The organism is Enterobacter cloacae complex sp. P12RS (genome assembly GCF_014895875.1).
Lineage (GTDB): Bacteria > Pseudomonadota > Gammaproteobacteria > Enterobacterales > Enterobacteriaceae > Enterobacter > Enterobacter bugandensis.
In genome coordinates this window covers 507,297-528,621 of the sequence record NZ_JADBQO010000007.1, presented here as the reverse complement: position 1 = coordinate 528,621, position 21,325 = coordinate 507,297, and the positions used below count along the sequence as shown (strand labels likewise).

Below are 21,325 nucleotides of genomic sequence, written 5' to 3'. Positions count from 1 at the left end.
CGCTCGCCGCAAATTAAAAAAATAGCCGTCGGCGCGCAACGCTCACTTTCGATAGGGTAAACGTTATGGACGGTACTACGCTGTTGCCGCTGATCGGGATACCGATCGTGGTCATTGGTTTTGCACTGCGCTTCAACCCGCTGCTGGTCGTTGTGGTGGCGGGTCTGGCGACGGGCCTGCTGGTCGGGATGGATTTCGGGATGCTGCTGGAGACCTTTGGCGAGAAGTTCGTCAATAGCCGATCGCTGGCGACCTTCATCCTGATCCTGCCGGTAATTGGTCTGCTGGAATATTACGGGCTTAAAGAGCGCGCCCAGGCCTGGGTGGCGAAGATCGCCAGCGCCACCTCGGCGCGTATTCTGATGCTCTACTTCGTGGCGCGTGAAGGAACCGCCGCGCTGGGGCTGATGTCGCTGGGCGGCCATGCCCAGACGGTACGCCCGCTGCTGGCCCCGATGGCCGAAGGGGCAGCGCTGAACGAATACGGCGAACTGCCGCAGCACATTCGCGACAAAATCAAGGCCCATGCCGCGGCGTGCGATAACATCGCGGTCTTCTTTGGGGAAGATATCTTTATCGCCTTCGGTGCGGTGCTGCTGATTGACGCGTTTCTTAAGGAAAACGGGATCGAGGGGATCGAGCCGCTGCATATCGGCCTGTGGGCCATTCCCACCGCCATTGCGGCATTGATTATTCATATGACGCGCCTGCTGCGCCTGGATGCCAGCATCCGCCGCGACGTCATGGCCTGGCGTGCAGAGCAGGGTACGCAGGGGGCCGCGCAATGATGACGCTTATCACCATTAATCGGGTGTATTACCTGATCGGTTTTGTTGTGATGCTGCTGGTTGTCATGACCCTGCGCGACCGCGCTAATCCGAAGCGTTTTACCACCGCGCTGTTCTGGTTTTTATTCGGCGGGATCTTCCTGTTCGGTGACCTGATGGTTCAGGAGCTGGGCAAATCGCTGGCGTACCGGATCGTTGGCGGTTGCGTTATCGCAATCGCGCTGCTGGCGGGTTTTGGCCTGGTCGGGAAAGGCCACTATAAAATGGCCTCCGACGAGGAGCGCATTGCCTCGTCAAACCGCCTTAAAAACTGGCTGTTCCTGCCCGCGCTGATGATCCCGGTGGTGACGGTAATCGGGACGCTTTTCCTGAAGGGGGTGTCGATTGGCGGCGTTTACCTTCTCGACCAGAAACAGCTCACTCTGGCGGCGCTGTGCGTGGCCTGCGTCGCGGCGATCCTCACCGGCTGGTGGCTGACCAAAGGCACGCCGCTGCACGCCATTCGCCAGTCACGTCGTCTTGTCGATACCATCGGCTGGGCGGTGATCCTGCCGCAGATGCTGGCTATGCTCGGCGGCGTGTTCGTGGCGGCCAATACCGGTGATTCGGTGCAGAAGGTGGTGAGCCTGTTCGTGAACCCGGACAGCCGCTTCATGCTGGTGGTCATTTACTGCGTGGGGATGGCGCTGTTTACCATGATCATGGGTAACGCCTTTGCGGCCTTCCCGGTGCTGAGCGCGGGGATCGCCTTACCGTTCCTGATCAACGTGCATCACGGCAACCCGGCGCCGCTGCTGGCGATCGGCATGTACGCGGGCTACTGCGGCACGCTGATGACGCCAATGGCCGCGAACTTCAATATCGTTCCCGCCGCGCTGCTGGAGCTGAAAGACAAATATCAGGTGATCAAGATCCAGATCCCGACCGCGTTAACCCTGCTGGTGGTGAACGTGTTCCTCATGTATTTCCTCGTGTTTCGCTAAGGAGCTGTTATGGAATTGACGCAACATCAGGCTGACGCGTTTGCCCGCATGCCTTTAACCTATTTGCGCCAGGAATACCCGAACCACATCATGCATCTGCTGAATGATGACGGTGACGTTCTGCCGCCTCGCGAGCTGCACCCGATTTTCTACGGCTGTTTCGACTGGCACTCGGCGGTGCACGGCTACTGGCTGCTGCTGCGCTGCGTGCGCCTCTATCCTGATCTACCGTGTCGGAATAACATCGTCGCGCTTTTCGACGAGCACCTGACCGACGAGAACGTGGCGAAGGAGCTTGCCTATTTCACCGCGCCGTTCCGCGCCTCGTTTGAGCGGCCGTATGGCTACGGATGGCTGCTGGCGCTGGCCCAGGAGCTGAAACAATCGTCGCTGCCGCAGGCCGCAGGCTGGTACCAGACGCTGGAGCCGCTCACCCAGGATATTCGCAACCGGCTGGTGGATTACCTCAGCAAGCTAACCTATCCGATCCGCGTCGGAACGCACTACAACACGGCGTTTGCCCTCGCGCTGGGGCTGGATTACGCCCGAGCCGTGGAAGATAGCGCGCTTGAGCAGGCGATTGTGACGGCGGCGGAGCGGTTTTATCTCGCCGACACGCGCTACCCGGCCCATTACGAGCCGGGTGGCGATGAGTACATCTCTGGTGCGCTGACGGAAGCGCTGCTGATGAGCAAGGTCGCAGAGAATTTCCCGGCCTGGTTTGACGCGTTTCTGCCGGATATCGGCTCCATTGCGGCGCTGATGAACCCGGCGGAAGTGAGCGACCGTACCGACCCGAAAATTGCCCATCTGGATGGGTTAAACCTCAGCCGCGCCTGGTGTATGAAGCATATCGCCAGGGCGCTTCCGGTAAACCACCCGGCCCAGCAGGCCTTGCGTGATGCCGTGGCAAAACACCTGGCGGCAAGCGTCGGGCACGTGGTGGGCAGCCACTACAGCGGCGGGCACTGGCTGGCGAGCTTTGCGCTACTGGCGCTGGAATAAACGAACGAGTCGTCTTTTTTGCCGGGTGGCGGCTATGCCTTACCCGGCCGTTGTCCCGTACAAACGTAGCGCCGCTGGGCGATTCAGGCTGACGCCCGAACCCCAGGGCGCAGCCTGCTCAGGCTAAACAAAACCGATCCTGTTGAGGCGATGACGGCGATCCACAGTGCCAGATGCACGGCCCGATCGTGGTCTGAGCCGGTCGTCGCAAGCAGCACCCCCACCGCGGCGGCCCCCAGACATTGCCCGAACGTCCTGACGATAGACAACACCCCTGAGGCATAGCTGGCATATTCCCGCGCCACGTTAGCGAGCATCTCCCGGTTATTGGGGCTCTGGAAGCAGCCAAACCCAATCCCGCAAACCAGACTGCGCAGGCAGATATTCCATACGGACGGACTTTCCGGCAATGTCGCCAGCAGGACCAGCCCACCGACAAAAATCATCAGGCCGATAGTCGAGATCAGCGGCGCGGAAAGGGTATCTGCCCAGCGCCCCGCATGCGGTGCGATCAGCACGATGCCCATTGGCCACGGGGTGAACAGCAGCGCCGAAACCACCGGGCTGAAGCCATACACGCTCTGAAACAGGAACGGCAGCGCGACAAAGGTGATGCCCTGGCTGACAAACGAGGCCAGCGAGGTCAGGGCGGCGAGGGTGAAGCGTCCGTTTCTGAACATAACGGGCGGCAGTATGGGACTGCGCGCGCGCCGAATACGCCAGACGAAGGCGATAGCGCTGACCAGCGTGAGAAGCCCCCAGCCAGCGGCTGCCGGGTTAATGCCTTGCGTTATGTGCTGAAGGCTGTCGGCCAGCATGATTGCAGAACCTAACAGCACGGCGGAGAGCGCGGCGCCCGGCGCATCAAAGGGGGAGCGGTCAACGTCCGACTGGCGCGGCAACGCCCGCCATGCCAGAAACAGGGCAATACTGCCCGGAACAAGGTTAATGGCGAACAGCCACTGCCAGCTCAGCGCGTCCAGTATCGTTCCCCCCAGTACAGGGGCAATCGCCGTGCTGGCGGCAATAAGCAGGGCGTGCAGCCCCAGAATACGCCCAAGCAATCGCCCCGGAAAAACGGAACGCAGGATCGCCGGGGCGATACTCAGGGTAGCCGCACCGCCGATGCCCTGCAGAATACGCATCCCGATCAGCATGTCGGGCGTTTTCGCCAGCGCGCAGCCGAGCGAGGTGAGCGTAAAGGTGGCAAGCCCGGCAAGAAAAACCGGTCGAAAGCCCACGCGCGCCGCCAGCGCCGCGAAGATGGCCAGCGTCATTGCCGCCGATAGTAGATAACCGTTGGCAAACCACACCGCAACGTTCGCGGGGACCTGCATCGCCCTTGCCATGGAGGGCAGCGCGATGTTGATCATGGTGCCGTCAAAGACGCCCATCAGCGTGGTGGTCATGACGGCGGCCATCACCCGGGCGCGTTCATGACCGGGTAAGCCTTCATCGCCGGGCTGGTTTGAAAAGAGCGTCATCGTCGTTACTCCGCATAAGAATAGTGATGACGAAACTATAATCATGGGGTATACAGGGCGGAAGACGCAGCGCTTGCACTTTATCGTTGCATATAACGCCTTATCTGAGGAGCCATCGTGTCCGATCCTGACTTTAACCTTCTGGTTGCGCTCGACGTTCTGCTGGCCGAAGCCAGCGTGGCTGGCGCGGCGCGGCGCTTAAACCTGAGCACCTCTGCCATGAGCCGCACCCTGAGCAGGCTGCGGGAGGTGACAGGCGATCCTATCCTGGTGCGGGCCGGTCGGCAGATGGTGCTGACGCCCTGGGCCGAAGCCACCCGGGACCGGGCCAGAAGCGCCGTGCATGAGGTAAGGGCGGTACTGCAACCCTCCACGGAAACGCTGAATGTTGAGCGTATGGAGCGCCTGTTCACCATCCGAGCCAACGACGGCTTTGTGGTGGCGTTTGGGCCACTGCTCATTGCCGCAGTGGCGGCGGTGGCGCCCGACGTCTGCATTCGCTTTTCGCCGAAACCTGAGAAAACGTCGCGCTATCTGCGTGAGGGGCTGGTTGACCTGGAGATCGGCGTGCAGAGCAATATGGGTCCTGAAATTCGTCTGCAACGGCTCTTTCAGGATCGGTTTGTTGGCGCGGTGCGCCAGGGGCATCCGCTGGCCTCGCTGTCGTCAGTCAGCCTGGAGGATTATGTCGCCTGGGGGCACGTGGTGGCCTCGCCCGACGGCTCGTTACACGGGTTTGTCGATGAGGCGCTGGCGGAACGCGGGATGAAGCGCAAAATCGCCAGCGTGGTGCCAGGGTTCCCGACGGCGTTATCGGTGGCGCTGGTCTCCGATCTCGTTGCCATGGTGCCGGCGCTCTATCTGCTCAATCAGCCGATGACCGAGCGCGTGCACGTCTTTGAACTGCCGTTTAAAACCCGGAGCATTACGGTGTCACAGATGTGGCATCCGCGCATGGAAAGGGACCCGGCGCATCGCTGGCTCAGGGAAAAGGTGCTGGAGGTGTGCCGCGCTGTACGCTGACGGCTCAGGCCACTTTTTTCGGCACGGAGAGAATGAAGCGCGTCGATACCGCATCCGATTCAACGCGAACGTTCGTTCTAATTTTGTGATGTGCGTCAGGTTTTAGTGTTCAGTAATATTACCTTTTACTCGATGAGCGATTGCTTAATACCTCTCCGACAACAGGAGCAGCGGTAAATGCGTTTGGCCAGCCAGCGTAAAACGCGGCTTGGGTAACGATCTCCCCAGCTTCCTCAGCAGAAAGTCCATTATCCATCGCTCTGTTGAGGTGATAGCCAATCTGCGCACTCTGCCCGGATGCGATTAACGCGCTGACCGTAATCAGGCTTCTGTCGCGGGGTTTCAGCGCGGGTCTTTGCCAGAGATCCAGGAACAGTGGGTCAGCAGTAAATTTAACCAGGCCTGGAGATATTGGGCCTACATTTTTTTCCACTGTCTCTGAACGCTGCTTTTCTGCTTCCTGATTGAGAGGAAGCAGGTCCGGAGAAGCTTCAGGAAGTGCATCTGCCGTGACGCCACGAGTTTCAAATACTACTTTGGTCACGCTGATGGCTGACATTGCATTTGGCCAACCTGAGTAGAACGCCAGATGGGTAATGATTTCTGACAATTCCGCTGGCGTCACGCCGCTATCGAGAGCGACGTCAATATAGTGCTTGAGCTCGGCAGGCTGGTTACGGGCAATCAGCATGGCGACGGTCACCATACTACGATCCCTGGGCGAGAGGGCATCGCGTGTCCACAGATCTTCAGTAATCGCTTCTCGACCAAAGCGCGCAAGAGCCGGTGAGACAGAACGAATATCAGCTTCAGGAATCGCTGAAGGTTCAATTTTCATCATAGCTTTACCTCTTGTTTCCTCAGCATTAGCAAAATCAGAAATAACAAGCGACATGGCCGCCGCTGCAATTACGCTTTTCATGTTAATCCTCACTGGTCAACGGTGCGGATCCTGTTTGATTCCGCCTTTGTTACGAAGAAATACCGGTTTTACCGGGATAGCGTCCTTCCTGGCGCTCATATGCGCCGTTTGCCTGAGATAGTCCAGGAAGTGCGGCGTTTGTCGGTGCAGTTGATAATCCTCCTCACTGGCGTAAATCTCATAGAAATACCAGCGGTTCGGACTCTGTGAGTCTGTAGCGGCATACATGGCTAACACGCCTTTCTCTACTTTGAGCGACTCGGCCATTTCAGGAAGGACGATGTTTTTAAATTCGGTCTGAAATTCAGGCTTTACCTCGACGATCACCAGATTATTAATGGTTCGCTCATTCGGTATGATGTGTTTGTCGCCCAGAAACTGTGGCTCCAGAGTGATTTTATTTTTCCGATCGATAATGTCAGGTGCCCGGGCAGCGAATGCCTTGTATGGTTCGGCATTCAGATGTTTGCGGTAAGCACTCTCGTTTTCATAGAGTTCGACCATGAATGCCTTACGTGGATTGTCGCTTCGTTGCAGGGCGTACATCGCCAGCGTACCTGCTTCATGATCAACCGAAGCGGAAATCGTCTGCCTGGCCACGTCTTCAAACTCTTTGTCCCGATCGGGTCTGACGCCGAGCTCAAAGATATTCATCACTACCTTATCCGGCGCGTCCGGTTTTGTTGCAAAGACAGGGCTGCTTATTAGCATGCAAATTAAAAGCATAAGGGGCTTTTTCACGTTGATCCTTTTACTGAAATGACTGTTTGCTACCGCGTCCAGACCTGCTTAACGTCTTTCGTTTGCGGCGTGTTTTGCGCCATAATCCCCGTCAGAACGTGCGGCTGGTAGGTTTCTTCCAGAAACCGGATTTCCTCAAGGCTCAGTTGAAGATTTACGGCGTTTACCGCGCCATCAACGTGATCTTTTTTTGTGGCCCCTACGACAGGTGACGTGACCTTTGTCAGCAGCCAGGCGAGTGAGATTTCCGTCATGGACACCTGATGTCGTTCAGCAAGCTCGGCGACGCGCTCGATAATGATCCGATCCTGTTCAGCCGTGCTGTCATATTTCCCGCGCGCATAATCATCCTCCGTGGCTCGCCGCGTGTGGCCTTCTTTCCGGGCGAGACGGCCGCTGGCGAGCGCGCTATAGGGCGTCATTGCGATATCATCTTCAGCGCACAGACCGAAGAGCTCTCGTTCATCTTCACGCATAATCAGGTTGTAGTGGCTTTGCACGGAAACAAAGGGCGTCAGCCCTTCGCGTTCGGCAAGCGCGTTCGCTTTCGCAAGCTGCCAGGCATAGCAATTGGAAATACCAATAGCGCGCACTTTGCCCGCAGTAACGGCGGCATGCAGCGCTTCAAGCACCTCAATAACGGGCGTGTTGTAATCCCAGATGTGGTAGATGTAGAGGTCGATGTAGTCCATCCCCAGATTCTGCAGGCTCTGGTCGAGCGATCGGGCTATTGCCTCTTTTCCGCCGATCCCCGCGGCAATTTGCGCGGCGGTTCGTGGCAGAAACTTGGTGGCCAGCACCACGTCCTCGCGTTTTGCCATCTCCCGCAGCGCCCGGCCAACGTATCGCTCGCTGGAGCCGTTCTGATAGGCGATGGCGGTATCGTAAAAATTGATACCCTTTTCGAGACCGTAGCGGATGATGTCCCGGCTTGCTGTTTCGTCCAGCGTCCAGCGATGCTGGCCCGTTAACGGGTCGCCAAACCCCATACATCCCATACAGATGCGGGAGACCAGTAAGTCACTTTTACCGAGCCGGGTATACTGCATCGTTATTCTCCCTCTGGATTATTCACGACGGAATTGAGCAGATCGACAAGCCTTGAAGCGTGTTCCCGGGCAAGCGTTTTTTGCTGCGCGATTTTGGCGGAATCCCGGTCGGCATAGCTGATACCGCAGGTATAAACCGGCGCCAGCAGCTCAAGATTGCACAGTTTTGCCGTGGTCTCGAACGGAATAAGATACTCTTCAATGGCATGGCCAAAGAAACCGTCAGCGGTATAGAGCGCCTGTGGCGCCCCTGTAGTGAAGGAGAGGATCAGCTTTTTACCGCCCAGTTTCGCCGTTGAGCCATGCGCGAAGCCGTGGACAAAGACCTCGTCCAGCCATTGTTTCATTAACCCGGGCAGCCCATACCAGGAAAAAGGAAACTGCCAGACAATCACATCGGCCCTGAGCAGGCTATCCTGCTCCGAAGCGATATTGAATTTGCCGTCCGGATAGAGCCAGTCCAGACGACGAATTTCAGCATCGGGAAGGGCGGTCGCCACTTCGTCAAGGATAGTGGCGTTGGCGACGGAATGGTTCAGCTCAGGATGACCTGAAATAACAAGGATATTTTTCATTTCAATACGTTAAAGAGGCTGGTGAATTTTTAGTCCAGTATAGAGTGACACCATTATTTTTTTTAGAGCAGTAAAGGCTCATTCACTTTTAGACAAAAACTAATAATGGTCGACTGTTCTCATTGTGCCCGGTCATCATGAACCCGTGAACTACGCCATGATGCCCACTAAACGTTCTGCATTGCGAAACGCGATAGCCTCTTTTTCAGCCTTGTTGACGGGCAGACTGTCGATAAATGTTTTTACACCGTCCAGGGTCTGATAGGGGTAATCAACGGAGAACAGGATCCTGTCTGCCCCCATTAACGCGTAGATAAACTGGAAGTGCGGCAGTGTCAGCATACCTGACGGGGTAACGTAAACGTGTTCCTGGAAGGTTCTCGTTAGCGTGCGTGACAGACCCGTTGCAGCCAGCGGAAGGCTGTCATCAAGACGCTGCAGCCAGAAGGGCAGCATCTCCCCCCAGTGGCCACTGATTACCTGCAGGTGGGGATATTTATCAAATGCGCCCGATAACATCAGCCGTAACAAATGGATCCCGGCTTCGTGATGCCAGCCCCAGCCAAACATAGAGAGCCGGGCGTTGACCTCTGCGCTGAAGCCCGTGAAGTAGGCCTGTTGCACGCTTTTAACCGGTAATCCGGGATGAAGATAGAGTGGCACATTCAGTTTATTAAAGCGGGAAAGCAGGGAGTCATAGTCAGGATGATCGAGAAAGCATGAAGAGGGTCGGCCATTCAGAAGTGCCCCCTTAAACCCCAGTTTTTCAACTGCGCGGACAAGCTCTTTTTCAGCCTCTTCTGGCTGTGCCCAGGGAAGTGTGGCAAATGCCGCGAAGCGATCCGGGTGATTTCTTACCGCCCCGGCAAGGCGGTCGTTTGCCGCCGTATTTAATGTTACTACTTCATCCCCGGGTGCCAGCTGGGGAAATCCGCCCACAGAGAGGATCTGAAGGGTAATTCCAGCTTCATCCATATCCCTGAGGCGGCGGCTTCCCAAATCAGCGCCTTTCGCGTTTATCAGCGCATTCTTTTCTATCTGCGGCCGGCTTCGGTCAGGATTATGACCATCAGCGACGGTTTTCCCCCAGTCGCCAAGGAAAGGTGCCTGCTCAAGCGCAACAGGCATACACGCTCGCCCTAACTCGCTGTCGAGATAATGTTCTTCGAGGCAAATGATTTTCATATTCTCACCCTTCATACAAAGCAGTAAAAGTGATGCAGATTAGGAGCGCCCGGAACAGCCCGTTCGTGAGTGTCATTCATGACAGTCTGTCCCGGATGGGGTTTACACCATCGGTTTTTCCCAGGCGCCTCGTGTATCCACTCCGGTCTCTGTGGCGAGTTGTTCCAGCAGGATGATTTCCTCATCGCGTAACTGGATGTCTGAAGCGCAGGCGGCGTCCAGAACGTGATGGACTTTAGTCGCACCAACGAGGGGAAGGGTACCTTTTGCAATAGCCCATGCGATGGCTATCTGTGCCACGCTGGCATTCCTTTCGGCTCCCATTTTTTTCATGGCGGCGGTTAATCTTTCTATCTGCGGCAGTACTGCGTTATAACTTTCGGCCCGGCCACTCCCGGCAGGCATGGGATGATTTGAATCATAACGACCACTGAGCGCGCCTTGCTCCAGGACCATGTAAGCAAAGAACGTGATGTTATTTTGTCGGCAATAATCAAGGATCCCGGCCTCTTCAGAGGCGCGATAAAGCAGGCTGTAGTGATTCTGTACTGCACTGAGGGAATAACCGGAAGCGTTAAGGATTTCGTTGGCGCGTCTGATTTGTGCGAGATTGTGGTTGGAAACCCCGACGCGTTTGACCTTACCGCTTTGTAAAAGTGGGATCAGTCCTGGCGTCCATTTCTCAACGTCGAGGGGATTGTGGATCCAGTAGATATCAATCGCGTCCACACCCAGGCGTCCGAGGCTGGCCTCAAGCATATCGCTGACAGGCTGTGCTGACTGTTCGTTCGCAATCTGCGGCGTGAATTTGGTGGATAAAATCATATCCTCGCGGGGGAACTGACGGACTAATGCTCCCAGCGCTGCCTCGGAACTCCCCATGCCATATACTGCTGCGGTATCCCAGAGATTCAGACCCTTACTCATGGCCGTGGTGAACACGTCTGCCATCTGAGTATCAGAAAGATGATTGCCGAAGACGGTGTCGCCACCGGCAAAGCCTGTGCCCCAGGACCATGTGCCGAGCGCGACTGGAGGAAGAGTTTTCATATTCAGCTCCTGAAAAAAGCCGGAACGTTGCTGACGTAAACCGGCCAAAGAGGGTGAGTAAAGATGAAAGACAGATGAATGAATTAAGTTGGCTGGCGGAGGGCATTTAACAGCGCCACACCGACACCGTGCGCTGAAGCGGGATTCTGCCCCGTGATAAGGCGACCGTCAGTAACCACATTTTCAGACCAGTTCGGGGCTTCATGATGAAGCGCGCCATGCTCGCGGAGTGCAGTCTCAAGCAGGTAGGGAACCACATCTGTGGCGTGAACTTCTTCCTCTTCCTTGTTGGTAAAGGCCGCCACGTTTTTGCCTTTCACCAGGTATTCGCCGCTGCTGAGCTTTGCGTCAACCAATGCCGCAGGTCCGTGGCAGACGGCTGAGACAATCCCATCACTTTCATACACTTCGCGGATAATACGCTGGGCATCCTGGCTGTCGCGGAAATCCCACATGGTTCCATGGCCGCCCGCAAAGAAAACGGCGCTGTAATCGGTACCGTTCAGCTCGGATAACGCTGGTGTTGTTGCCAGGCGCTGCTGAAAATCGGTTTCGTTCCAGTACCAGGCGTTGACAGGATCGCTGAGGTCAAATCCATCCACCGGCGGCTGTCCCCCGCGAATGCTGGCGATCATCGTTTTTAGTCCGGCATCTTCCAGTACTTTCAGCGGATGCGTCAGCTCGGCCAGGAAAAAACCGGTTGGTACACCGGATGCGCCTTTAATCGGATGACTGGAAACGACACACAGCACGGGTTTATCTGCAGGTTTCATATCGGGCCTCACTCTTTATTTTTAAATTCAGCGGCAAAGAGATTTTCCCAGTTAATAAAGGAGCCAAGCGGAATGCACTCAAAGCTTAATAAGCCTGCTTTTGCCAGCGGGAATTCGGCCATTACGTTCATCGCTTCATCGACAGAGTCACATTCAAGAAAAATAGCGACGCCAGGTCTGTCCTGACGGAAGTAGATGTCGCGGATGAAGCCGGATTTATACAATCCCCAGGCGTGCAGTGCTTCAGCGTTAAGGTGTGGAGCATACTTTTCCAGCGATGCTCCAGGTGCGGGGATATCCAGACATAAAATTCGCATAAGTGTCTCTTGTTCTCAGGTTTAAAGGGAAAGAGAGAAGAGTATATGAGCGCCATTTTGAGAAGATTAGGTGGCCATTGGCTTAAGCATATTTAGTCTGTACTTAATAATCAGGTGAGGAGTGCGACAGGGTAAATCTATGCCAGACATGTCTGTTCCTGCATCTGTATATGAATAGTCTGGCTTAATCAGTCGAAAACTCGGGCTGGCTTTCATATTCAGAACGTGCCTTTTCAACCTCGCCCTGATGAATCAAGGACCAGTCTATAAGTGTCATAACTGGCCCCATTAATGTCCGTCCAAGTGGAGTTAGCTCATATTCAACACGTGGCGGGATCGAAGGGAATACCGTCCGCGATACTAACCCGTCTCGTTCAAGACTTCTCAGTGTTAACGTCATCATTCTCTGAGAGACCTGACCGATGGTACGTCTGAGTATATTAAACCGCAAAGGTCCCTCGGAAAGATGAGCAATGATTAAGATACTCCACTTATCACCAATCCGACTGAGCAATTCGCGGGTGAAAATATTGCAGGTGGGTGCTGTCCGTTTATCTGACGGTATCATGAATGTGCCTTCTTGCGGGTAAAATAACGGTATGTAATATAGCCCTGGTTACAAAACAAAACGACTCGTTTCTTACTGAGAATAAAGGTACTGCTCCTTGAAAAATGCACCCCTTACGCTTTTATCCCCATATAACATCGGGGAATTGACACTAAAAAATAGAATGGTAATGGCCCCAATGACCCGCAGTCGGGCCGTTACCGGTAATGTACCTAACCCTCTGGCTCCTGTTTACTATGCGCAGCGGGCGCAGGCAGGGTTGATAATATCTGAAGCTACGCAGGTTAGCCGTCAAGGTACCGGATATATAAGAACACCGGGAATATATTCCCTCGCTCAGGTTGAGGGATGGCGTCGCGTAACAGATGCAGTTCATGAAGCGGGGGGAATTATTTTTGCGCAACTGTGGCATGTCGGACGCGTTTCGCATCCTGAGTTCCATGATGGTGTCCTTCCGGTTGCCCCATCTGCAATTAATGCAGAGGCAGACGTTTTTACGTCTAATGGACTAGCACAAACTCCTGTCCCTCGCGCGCTTTTAACAAGTGAAATCGCCGATGTCGTCTCACAGTTTCGTCAGGGTGCTGAAAAAGCTTCTGAAGCCGGTTTCGATGGAGTAGAAATACATGGTAGTTCAGGATATCTCCTTGACCAGTTCCTTCGTGACGGTTCTAACAAACGAGAAGATCATTATGGTGGGACTATTATAAACCGTGCACGTTTTCCTCTGGAGGTCGTCAGTGCAGTGAGCGAAGTGCTCGGCGCCGATCGCGTTGGTTTCAGGGTTGGTCCAAACATGTCGCTACATGGTATGTCTGATTCTTCGCCGGTTGAAACATTCAGTTATTTAGCGACTCAACTCGACGCTATTGGCATCGCCTACCTTCACGTAACAGAAGGTATTGCCGGGCCCGATGCTCCGGTCGCAGGTTCACAGCGGATTGCACCTTATCTTCGTCAGTGTTTCTCGCGAACTTTTATTCTGAATGGTGGATATGATGCTCAGACCGGTGAGGATGCAATTAACAAGGGTGAGGCCGATCTCATCGCCTATGGTGTTCCATTTATTGCCAATCCCGATTTACCCGCAAGATTTGCGTGCGGCAGCGATCTCAACGTTCCGGACCCTGCAACCTTCTATGCGCCGGGACAGAACGATGCGGTGGGCTACACTGACTATCCCGCACTAAACAGTGGATCGCAGCATCAGTAAAAACGAACTAAAGGGATATTATTGACTTAAGCATCTTTAGGCTGTAGTTAACAATTAAGCAGTGATTGCTTAAGGAACACATTATGAATAACGCCCTGTATAACCAGATACGGATCTTTCAGAGCATTGCACGTGAGGGCAATATTTCGGCAGCCGCAAGAAAACTGGAAATTACGCCCCCCTCCGTCAGCAATGCGCTTAAGCTGCTGGAAGATCATATTGGCCATCCGCTTTTTGTGCGTACGACCCGCCGTATTGAGCTGACGGAAACCGGGCAGCTGTTGCTGGAACAGACCGCTGCGGCGGTGGAGTCGCTGGAAAATTCGCTTGAAAGCATTCGCGACCAGAATCAGGAGCCCTCTGGTATCGTGCGAATCACGCTCTCGCGTTTTGCCTATCTGTTAATTCTTAAGCCTGCAATGGCGAAATTCTGTCAGCAATATCCGGGTATACAGCTGGAAATTTCGGTTTACGACGGTACTGTGAATGTTATCGAAGAGCGTTTTGATCTTGGGATCCGTTTTGGCGATATCCTCGAGGGTGGGGTGGTAGCGCGGCCGTTAATGAAACCCTTTCGTGAAGGGTTATATGCATCCTCAGCCTATCTCAGCGAGCATGGAACGCCTGAGGTGCCGTCAGATCTCAGTCAACACAAGCTGATTGGCTACCGTTTTATTACTAACAACCGCATCCTTCCGTTGATTCTGAACGACCGCGGAGAGCAGTTGACGGTTGAGATGCCCGGACAGTTAATCAGCAACGATATTGACGTTATGGCAGACGGGATCCGTAACGGCCTGGGAATTGGACGTTTGTTTGAACCCATCTGGCAGTTACAGCCGGACAGGGAGCGCTTTATACCCGTGATGGAGAGCTACTGGAAAACCTACCCGCCAGTGTATCTCTATTACCCCAAAAACGCGGGCAAAACGAAAAGAGTGAAGGCCCTGATTGATTTTCTGATATCCGCTACGGGGCGATAAAGACGATAACGCATCGTCCCGTATGGAAGCGCTATTTCACAACCCCAGCGGCCTGGCCTCCTGTATGAACTCAATCAGAAGGCGAAGCCCGGTCGGCAGTTGCCGGCGGCTTGAATAATAGATATAAAAACCTTCCTCCAGCGGGGACCATTCCGTAAGCACCAGGCGGAGCCGTCCATCCTTCACATAGGGTGCAACAAGAGGCTCCGGAAAATACATCAGGCCGGCCCCGCCTAATACGGCCACAAGACCCGTTTCAGCCTGGTTGACCGTCACTGAGCCAGGCACAGTGATTTGGTACGTTTCGCCATCTCGCTCAAGTTCCCAGCGATAAATCCGATCGTCGCCGAGACGATTGCTTATACAGCGATGGTGTAACAAATCATCCGGATGTTCAGGCGTTCCGTAGCGTGCAAGGTAGTCGGGGGATGCGGCGATAACCCAGCGAATATCGGCAGATAAACGCCGGGCAACCATGTCTTCCGGGACGGTGCCACCATAGCGGATACCGGCATCGAAGCCCGCATCAGTGACGTCAACCATACGGTTACTGGCCACAATATCGATTTCAATATCGGGATAGCGATCCATAAACGCGGGCATAACCGGTGCAAGCAAAAGATTGGCCGCTTCAACGGCTGCATTGATGCGGATACGCCCGGTAGGCGTATTACGATACCGGTTAAGCGATTCAAGCGCGCCTTCTATCTTGTCGAAAGGCTGAAGGACAGACTGAACCAGTTCTTCACCTGCAGCCGTAGGTGTAACGCTCTTGGTCGTGCGATTAAGCAGGCGAACCCCGAGCCGGGTTTCCAGTCCCTTCAGGGCATGACTAAGCGCTGATGCACTGACACCTAATTCAATCGCCGCACGGCTGAAACTGCGATGACGTGCAATAGCCATGAAATAAATGAGATCGGCGACATCAGCTCTGCTTATTTGCATACAGAATCGTTTTCCTTGTGCGTTAAGGCCCGAATGCGTTGATACGGAAATGATATACACCATAGACCGACCAGGGCTAATCCGTTGCTGAATTTTTTTCACAAGTCCATCCACCCATCGCCTCTCACTGAACACATTGTGCTTCGTTATTCTTGAAAATTATGCGCTCTGGCCGTCGGTCAGGGCGGAACATTCACCTAACGGAGCCGTGTATGAACTATACGCATCTTGGCCGCACCGGCCTGAAAGTCAGCCGCCTTTGTCTCGGAACCATGAATTTTGGTGATGTCACCGACGAGAAAACCAGCGCCCGCATTCTGGATGAAGCGCTTGAGGCGGGTATCAATTTCATTGATACAGCAGACGTGTATGGCACCGAGCAATCACCCGATATCCAGCAAGGTTCGGGGCTGTCTGAAGAGATTATTGGTCGCTGGCTCCAGCAGGGTGGCCGCCGTGACCGTATCGTTCTGGCGACGAAAGCCTATCAGCCTATGGGACCGGGTCCGAACGATCGTCGTCTTTCTGCTTACCATATTCGCAAGGCCTGCGAGGACAGTTTGCGACGGCTTAAGACCGACCATATTGACGTCTATCAGATGCATCACATCGATCGTTATACACCATGGGAAGAGGTCTGGCAGGCCATGGAACTCCTTGTTCAGCAGGGAAAAGTGCTTTATATCGGTAGCAGCAATTTCGCAGGCTGGGACATTGCGACTGCGCAGTCAGTTGCCACGGCCCGTCATTCCCTGGGCCTGGTTGCTGAGCAAAGTCTCTACAATTTGACTGCCCGAACCGTTGAGCTGGAGGTCATTCCCGCATGCCGTCATTTTGGCCTGGGACTGATTCCCTGGAGCCCACTTGCCGGAGGGTTGCTTGGCGGCGTACTGAAAAAGATGGCAAGCGGGCGCCGTGCAAGGCCCGCGTTTTCCCGTCTAATCGAACAGTATCGTCCGCAGCTGGAAGCCTACGAAGGATTATGTGAGGATCTCGGCGAAACCCCTTCCGATGTGGCGCTTGCCTGGCTCCTGCAGAATCCTGTTGTTACTGCTCCACTTATCGGGCCTCGTACGGTCGAACAACTCCAGCAGGCGCTTCACGCAACGACAATCACGCTATCAGACGACACCATGAGCTGTCTCGACGAAATCTGGCCCGGACCCGGGGGAGAAGCGCCCCAGGCTTATGCCTGGTAATGACCACATTAATGAATCCTTTCTTCGCTATAGGGAGTTCCAGTTTATGAGCAAGATGATGCATGACCAGCATTCTGCTTCCGTACCCGCTTCCCGGGATCGTCGCAATTTTCTGATCGCCGGCGCCGGTCTGGCGTTGGCCGCTACCACCCTTGGCAGGAGCGGAGCCGTGATGGCTAAACCGGCTGGTCAGGACACGTCGAGCGCCCTTTCGGGTGCTGTTCCCGTCCAGAAGGAGACCTTAACCACGCGTAAACTCGGCTCGCTGGAGGTTTCAAGTATGGGACTCGGGTGTCTGCCTATGGTGGGGTATTACGGCGGTGGTCCGCGCGATCGTAAAGCCATGGTTTCGCTCATCCGGGCCGCCTTCGAACAAGGCATCACGTTCTTTGATACTGCCGAGGTGTATGGCCCCCATCTCAGTGAAGAATTTGTCGGGGAAGCACTGGCCCCCGTTCGCGATCGTGTGGTGATTGCCACTAAGTTCGGTTTCGGCGTGGAGGAGGGGAAGCCAACCTCCCTTAACAGCCATCCTGACCATATTCGCCGTGCCGTAGAGGGCTCGCTAAAGCGTCTGAAAACGGACCACATCGATCTTCTTTATCAACATCGCCCCGATCCGAATGTGCCGATCGAGGATGTGGCGGAAACCGTGAAGGCGTTGATCCAGGAGGGTAAAGTGAAACACTGGGGATTGTCGGAAGCGAGTGCCAGGACAATCCGCCGCGCACATGCGGTACTCCCTGTGACTGCAGTACAGAGTGAGTACGCCATGTGGTGGCGTGAACCGGAGACGCGGATATTTCCAACGCTCGAAGAGCTGGGTATCGGCTTTGTACCTTACTGCCCGACCGCCCGGAGTTTCCTTGCCGGGGCAGTCAATCCAGATCAGCGGTTCGACAGCACAGATCGGCGGCATAACCTGCCACGTTTCCAGCCCGATGCCCTGGCCAAAAACATGGTACTGCTTGAATTTGCGCAATCGTGGGCCCGCCGCAAAAACACCACTCCGGTTCAGTTCGCGCTGGCCTGGGTGATGGCACAACGGCCATGGATTGTCCCCATCCCGGGTACGACGCAATATCCGCACCTGATAGAAAATAGCGGTGCACCGCAAGTCCGGTTGACGGACAGCGAGTTACGCGAAATCGATGCAGCGCTTGCCAGGATCCCATTGCAGGGCGGTCGCGCAGATCCATTTACCGAAAGTCAGTTTGATAAAAGTTAAACGGTGATGGCCACCTTTATACTTACTGTCACAGGGAGACTGTAGGTAAAGTCTCCCGGTCAGCGATCCGACCCTGACATCACGAGTTGTTCATTGTCACCAACAGCGGGCCCGAACCAACGCCGGGCCAGGGTAGGGCATTAACAGTCCTGTATTGCTGAAGGCGGCGTGAGTGAAGGTGGCGTATCCGGAAGCGGGGGAATGATCCCGTCGACGGGGTGCGGCAGATAGCGTGCCTCGAGTTCCATGATTTCGGCATCGCTAAGTGAAAAGTCCAGCGCGCTGATAGCCGTTGAAAGATGTTCTGGTTTCGTCGCGCCGATGATCGGTGCTGTGATGACCGTTTTTGATAGCAACCAGGCAATTGCAACATGGGCTCTTGGCACATGGTGCTTTTCAGCAATGCTGGCAACAACATCAATAACGGGCTTATCCAGAAGGGCTGCGTTCTCATACATTTTTAACGCAAAGGCATCGTTTTGCGTTCGTCGGGACGTGACACTCCAGTCGCGCGTGAGCCTGCCGCGTGCCATCGGACTCCAGGGGATCACACCAACGCCCTGGTCTTCACACAGGGGCAACATCTCGCGCTCTTCTTCCCGGTAAAGCAGGTTGTATTGCGGTTGCATCGTAATAAATCGGGTCCAGCCGTTACGCTCTGCCGTATGCTGCATTTTTGCAAAGCGCCAGGCTTCCATAGATGATGCGCCGATGTAACGTACTTTTCCTGATTTAACGAGGTCATGCAGAGCCTCCATGGTCTCTTCAACAGGCGTGGAGTGGTCAAAGCGGTGAATCTGAAAGAGATCCACGTAATCCATGCCTAAGCGCATCAGGCTATCGTCAATAGACTGAAAAATGGCCTTGCGGGAAAGAAACCCGGTATTGGGTGAGTTGCGCCACGGAAAGAAGGTCTTTGTCGCCACAACGATTTCATCGCGTCTGGCCATTTCTCTCAGCGCTTTTCCAGTGATCTCTTCAGAACTTCCGCCCGAGTAGATATTCGCGGTATCAAAAAAATTAATGCCCGCTTCAAGCGCCTGACGAATGAGCGGACGTGACGCCTTTTCATCCAGGGACCAGGGTTGAGGCAAGCGTTCAGGTTCACCATAGCTCATACAACCGAGACAAAGACGGGAGACTTGCAAACCGCTACGACCCAGATTCACATACTTCATTCTGTGTTCCTTCTTTTATTGCCAGCAATTCTGTATGTGAAAGGGTATTGCACTGACATGAAGGGAACCACCATGCGCCATCGAATGGTGTTGTGAGTTTTTTTCACAGATGGGCGTAATCGTCAGTGGGGTTTACATACAAACTGCGTGGCCAACAGTGAATCCTCAAGACTGAGGAGGGATACCTCCTGAGGCACGGCAATATTCTTATTTAACATAATATACATTATGCGCACCAATGTAATGCCAGTCAAAATCTGCCTTTCTACGGTCGTGATTGCCCCGATTCATTGATAGCTTGTGAAATCCAACTTCTACGTTTATCCAATGTTAAAAGACGTTTGATATACTCCTGGCTTTGACCACCGCTGCTGTAGACTTATGGAAATCGAACTCAATAAAAGCTTTAAAGAAAGGATTTTCCACGCTGTCATTTTTGAAGTGACGGCCAACGTTATCATCGCTCTGTCTCTTGCGTGGCTGATGAACGTTTCGGTACTCCAGTCGGGTTCGTTGTCGGTGATATCTGCGCTTACCGCAACGGTCTGGAATTTTGTCTTCAATAAGTTCTTTGACGCCCTGCAGAAAAAACATCAGTTTCAACGAACGTTTCTCGTTCGCGCCATCCATGCAGTTGGGTTTGAAACGGGCCTTATCATCTCCTTAATCCCTGTGGCCATGTATATGCTGAATTTAACGATCGCGGAGGCATTTTTTGTTGAGATTGGCCTTGTACTGTTTTTCCTGCCATACACGATGCTTTTTAACTGGCTCTATGATTATCTGCGTTGGACATTCGTAGGGAGTAAACGGTCTGCTGTGTAGCGAGTATTGATATCGGTCACATTCACAACCCCTTGATCGTATTGGACTCCACTCTCTTTCTATACTTCTCATTTCACCATCACTTTTGAGGAGTCCATTATGTTTGATCATGTAAAATTCGGCGTCAGCGATTATGAGAAAAGTAAAACCTTCTTCCTCATGTCGCTTCAACCGCTCGGTGTCGAACTCGTCGATGAAGGCTCTCCTGACTATGGCGTCGAAATGAGTTCCGGCGATGTTTCTCTTTGCCTTTTTCAGTCGAATGATAAACCCGCTCCGCTTCATCTGGCCTTTGTGGCCACGACACGCCAGCAGGTTGATGACTTTTACCATGCCGCGCTGCGCGCAGGCGGACGCGACAATGGCGCACCGGGATTACGCTCCTACGGTGAAAATTACTATGCCGCATTTGTCATTGCCCCTGATGGTCATAATATCGAAGCGGTATGCCATGCCCCCGAAGAAAGATAACTTAATTTCACCCGCTTGCGAGTACCCGCGCCAGCCAGTTTTCTGGCTGGCTCACGCTCAGGCCAATACGACCGATACCCCTTTTTCCGATACCGCATTGACCCAGCCGCGGTCGGTATCGCCTTCGACGACAATCGTATTCGCCAGCGCCACATCGCCAATAACAAATGATGACGCCGTATTTATTTTTTCCGGCGACGCCAGGACAACCGTCTCGGCGGCTCTGCCGGAAAATGCACGTTTGATGCACGCCTCTTCGAAATCTCCGGTCGTCAGCCCTGCTTCCGGATGGATACCGGTCACGCCCATAAAGAACAGATCCGCATGAATGTTTTCGATACCTTCGATGGCCGCCGCGCCAACGGCGACAATCGAGTGTTTATACAAACGGCCGCCGATCAGAATCACCTCGATGGAAGGATGATTAACAAGCCCCAGGGCAATGCTCGGACTGTGCGTCACCACGGTAATACGCAGGTCACGCGGTAAAAAAGCGATCAATTCTGAAGTGGTCGTTCCACCGTCAACGATCACCACCTGGCCCGAAGAAATCAGCTGTGCCCCCTTCTGCGCCACCTTTCTTTTGGCATCCATTTTAACGGACTGTCGTTCCGCGAAAGGCACAGTAGCGGAAGACGACGGCAGCGCGCCGCCGTGAACCCGCTGTAAACGCCCTTCTGCCGCCAGCTCGCGCAAATCGCGTCGGATGGTGTCTTCAGAGACGTCGAAGAGAACGCTAAGCGCTTTTGACTGGACTTGACCTTCGGCACCGAGCTTTTCAAGGATCAACTGTTTTCGCTGACTGGTGAGCATGATGTAT

23 protein-coding genes are annotated in these 21,325 nt (G+C 54.3%); 10 read left to right on the top strand and 13 right to left on the bottom strand.

The annotated features are described in order from the left end of the window. Positions 1-65 precede the first annotated feature (65 nt). From IM284_RS05465 to IM284_RS05455, 3 genes are read left to right on the top strand one after another with little or no spacing between them, the layout of a single operon-like run. Positions 66-788, top strand: a complete 723-nt coding sequence (locus IM284_RS05465; RefSeq protein ID WP_028013182.1) for a DUF969 domain-containing protein — start codon at positions 66-68, stop codon at positions 786-788. Next, positions 785-1,771, top strand: coding sequence for a DUF979 domain-containing protein (locus tag IM284_RS05460; RefSeq protein ID WP_041909955.1), 987 nt, complete (start codon positions 785-787; stop codon positions 1,769-1,771). The genes IM284_RS05465 and IM284_RS05460 overlap by 4 nt, the downstream gene beginning before the upstream one ends. Positions 1,772-1,780: 9 nt before the next feature. After that, the gene (locus IM284_RS05455) at positions 1,781-2,776 is read left to right on the top strand and encodes a DUF2891 domain-containing protein (RefSeq protein ID WP_028013180.1); all 996 of its coding nucleotides are present in this window, start codon (positions 1,781-1,783) and stop codon (positions 2,774-2,776) included. An 83-nt stretch (positions 2,777-2,859) separates the two neighbouring features. Here the strand turns inward: IM284_RS05455 and IM284_RS05450 are convergent, their stop codons facing one another. Continuing rightward, the gene (locus IM284_RS05450) at positions 2,860-4,260 is read right to left on the bottom strand and encodes an MFS transporter (RefSeq protein WP_047368570.1); all 1,401 of its coding nucleotides are present in this window, start codon (positions 4,258-4,260) and stop codon (positions 2,860-2,862) included. A 117-nt stretch (positions 4,261-4,377) separates the two neighbouring features. Here IM284_RS05450 and IM284_RS05445 point away from each other — a divergent pair, with 117 nt between their 5' ends. Beyond that, a complete protein-coding gene (locus IM284_RS05445; protein WP_047368569.1) occupies positions 4,378-5,283 on the top strand; it encodes a LysR family transcriptional regulator in 906 nt (301 codons plus the stop codon). A gap of 118 nt (positions 5,284-5,401) precedes the next feature. Here the strand turns inward: IM284_RS05445 and IM284_RS05440 are convergent, their stop codons facing one another. From IM284_RS05440 to IM284_RS05400, 9 genes are all read right to left on the bottom strand, one after another. Further along, complete coding sequence (locus tag IM284_RS05440; RefSeq protein WP_047368568.1) at positions 5,402-6,205, bottom strand: carboxymuconolactone decarboxylase family protein; 804 nt, start codon at positions 6,203-6,205, stop codon at positions 5,402-5,404. A 15-nt stretch (positions 6,206-6,220) separates the two neighbouring features. After that, positions 6,221-6,916 carry a putative quinol monooxygenase gene (locus IM284_RS05435; RefSeq protein WP_047368762.1) on the bottom strand — a complete coding sequence of 232 codons (696 nt, stop codon included), beginning with the start codon at positions 6,914-6,916 and terminating at the stop codon, positions 6,221-6,223. Between the two features lie 59 nt (positions 6,917-6,975). Continuing rightward, a complete protein-coding gene (locus tag IM284_RS05430; protein WP_047368567.1) occupies positions 6,976-7,995 on the bottom strand; it encodes an aldo/keto reductase in 1,020 nt (339 codons plus the stop codon). Positions 7,996-7,997: 2 nt separating this feature from the next. After that, positions 7,998-8,570 carry an NAD(P)H-dependent oxidoreductase gene (locus IM284_RS05425; protein WP_047368566.1) on the bottom strand — a complete coding sequence of 191 codons (573 nt, stop codon included), beginning with the start codon at positions 8,568-8,570 and terminating at the stop codon, positions 7,998-8,000. Between the two features lie 150 nt (positions 8,571-8,720). Further along, the gene (locus IM284_RS05420; protein ID WP_047368565.1) at positions 8,721-9,755 is read right to left on the bottom strand and encodes an amidohydrolase family protein; all 1,035 of its coding nucleotides are present in this window, start codon (positions 9,753-9,755) and stop codon (positions 8,721-8,723) included. Between the two features lie 102 nt (positions 9,756-9,857). After that, positions 9,858-10,805: an aldo/keto reductase gene (locus IM284_RS05415; protein ID WP_047368564.1), complete on the bottom strand. Its 948-nt coding sequence runs from the start codon at positions 10,803-10,805 to the stop codon at positions 9,858-9,860. A gap of 83 nt (positions 10,806-10,888) precedes the next feature. Continuing rightward, positions 10,889-11,578 carry a type 1 glutamine amidotransferase domain-containing protein gene (locus tag IM284_RS05410; protein WP_047368563.1) on the bottom strand — a complete coding sequence of 230 codons (690 nt, stop codon included), beginning with the start codon at positions 11,576-11,578 and terminating at the stop codon, positions 10,889-10,891. An 8-nt stretch (positions 11,579-11,586) separates the two neighbouring features. Beyond that, entirely contained in the window at positions 11,587-11,895 is a 309-nt protein-coding gene (locus IM284_RS05405; RefSeq protein WP_014831950.1) for a hypothetical protein, read from the bottom strand. A 184-nt stretch (positions 11,896-12,079) separates the two neighbouring features. Beyond that, entirely contained in the window at positions 12,080-12,463 is a 384-nt protein-coding gene (locus IM284_RS05400; protein ID WP_193055744.1) for a helix-turn-helix domain-containing protein, read from the bottom strand. A gap of 97 nt (positions 12,464-12,560) precedes the next feature. Between IM284_RS05400 and IM284_RS05395 the strand changes: the two genes are divergently transcribed. Next, a complete protein-coding gene (locus IM284_RS05395; RefSeq protein ID WP_047368562.1) occupies positions 12,561-13,676 on the top strand; it encodes an alkene reductase in 1,116 nt (371 codons plus the stop codon). 83 nt (positions 13,677-13,759) lie between these two features. Beyond that, entirely contained in the window at positions 13,760-14,659 is a 900-nt protein-coding gene (locus IM284_RS05390; protein WP_047368561.1) for a LysR family transcriptional regulator, read from the top strand. Between the two features lie 36 nt (positions 14,660-14,695). Here IM284_RS05390 and IM284_RS05385 read toward each other — a convergent pair whose 3' ends face one another. Next, a complete protein-coding gene (locus IM284_RS05385) occupies positions 14,696-15,604 on the bottom strand; it encodes a LysR family transcriptional regulator (RefSeq protein WP_047368560.1) in 909 nt (302 codons plus the stop codon). Between the two features lie 212 nt (positions 15,605-15,816). Here IM284_RS05385 and IM284_RS05380 point away from each other — a divergent pair, with 212 nt between their 5' ends. Further along, a complete protein-coding gene (locus IM284_RS05380; protein WP_047368559.1) occupies positions 15,817-16,803 on the top strand; it encodes an aldo/keto reductase in 987 nt (328 codons plus the stop codon). Between the two features lie 46 nt (positions 16,804-16,849). Continuing rightward, entirely contained in the window at positions 16,850-18,031 is a 1,182-nt protein-coding gene (locus tag IM284_RS05375; RefSeq protein WP_047368761.1) for an aldo/keto reductase, read from the top strand. Positions 18,032-18,171: 140 nt separating this feature from the next. Here IM284_RS05375 and IM284_RS05370 read toward each other — a convergent pair whose 3' ends face one another. Beyond that, positions 18,172-19,209, bottom strand: a complete 1,038-nt coding sequence (locus tag IM284_RS05370) for an aldo/keto reductase (protein WP_045260527.1) — start codon at positions 19,207-19,209, stop codon at positions 18,172-18,174. A gap of 381 nt (positions 19,210-19,590) precedes the next feature. Here IM284_RS05370 and IM284_RS05365 point away from each other — a divergent pair, with 381 nt between their 5' ends. Next, on the top strand, positions 19,591-20,034 hold the full coding sequence (locus IM284_RS05365) for a PACE efflux transporter (RefSeq protein ID WP_047368558.1): 444 nt from the start codon (positions 19,591-19,593) through the stop codon (positions 20,032-20,034). Positions 20,035-20,133: 99 nt separating this feature from the next. Next, positions 20,134-20,505: a VOC family protein gene (locus tag IM284_RS05360; protein ID WP_047368557.1), complete on the top strand. Its 372-nt coding sequence runs from the start codon at positions 20,134-20,136 to the stop codon at positions 20,503-20,505. A 57-nt stretch (positions 20,506-20,562) separates the two neighbouring features. Here the strand turns inward: IM284_RS05360 and IM284_RS05355 are convergent, their stop codons facing one another. Beyond that, positions 20,563-21,318: a DeoR/GlpR family DNA-binding transcription regulator gene (locus tag IM284_RS05355; protein ID WP_041909965.1), complete on the bottom strand. Its 756-nt coding sequence runs from the start codon at positions 21,316-21,318 to the stop codon at positions 20,563-20,565. Between the last annotated feature and the right edge of the window lie 7 nt (positions 21,319-21,325).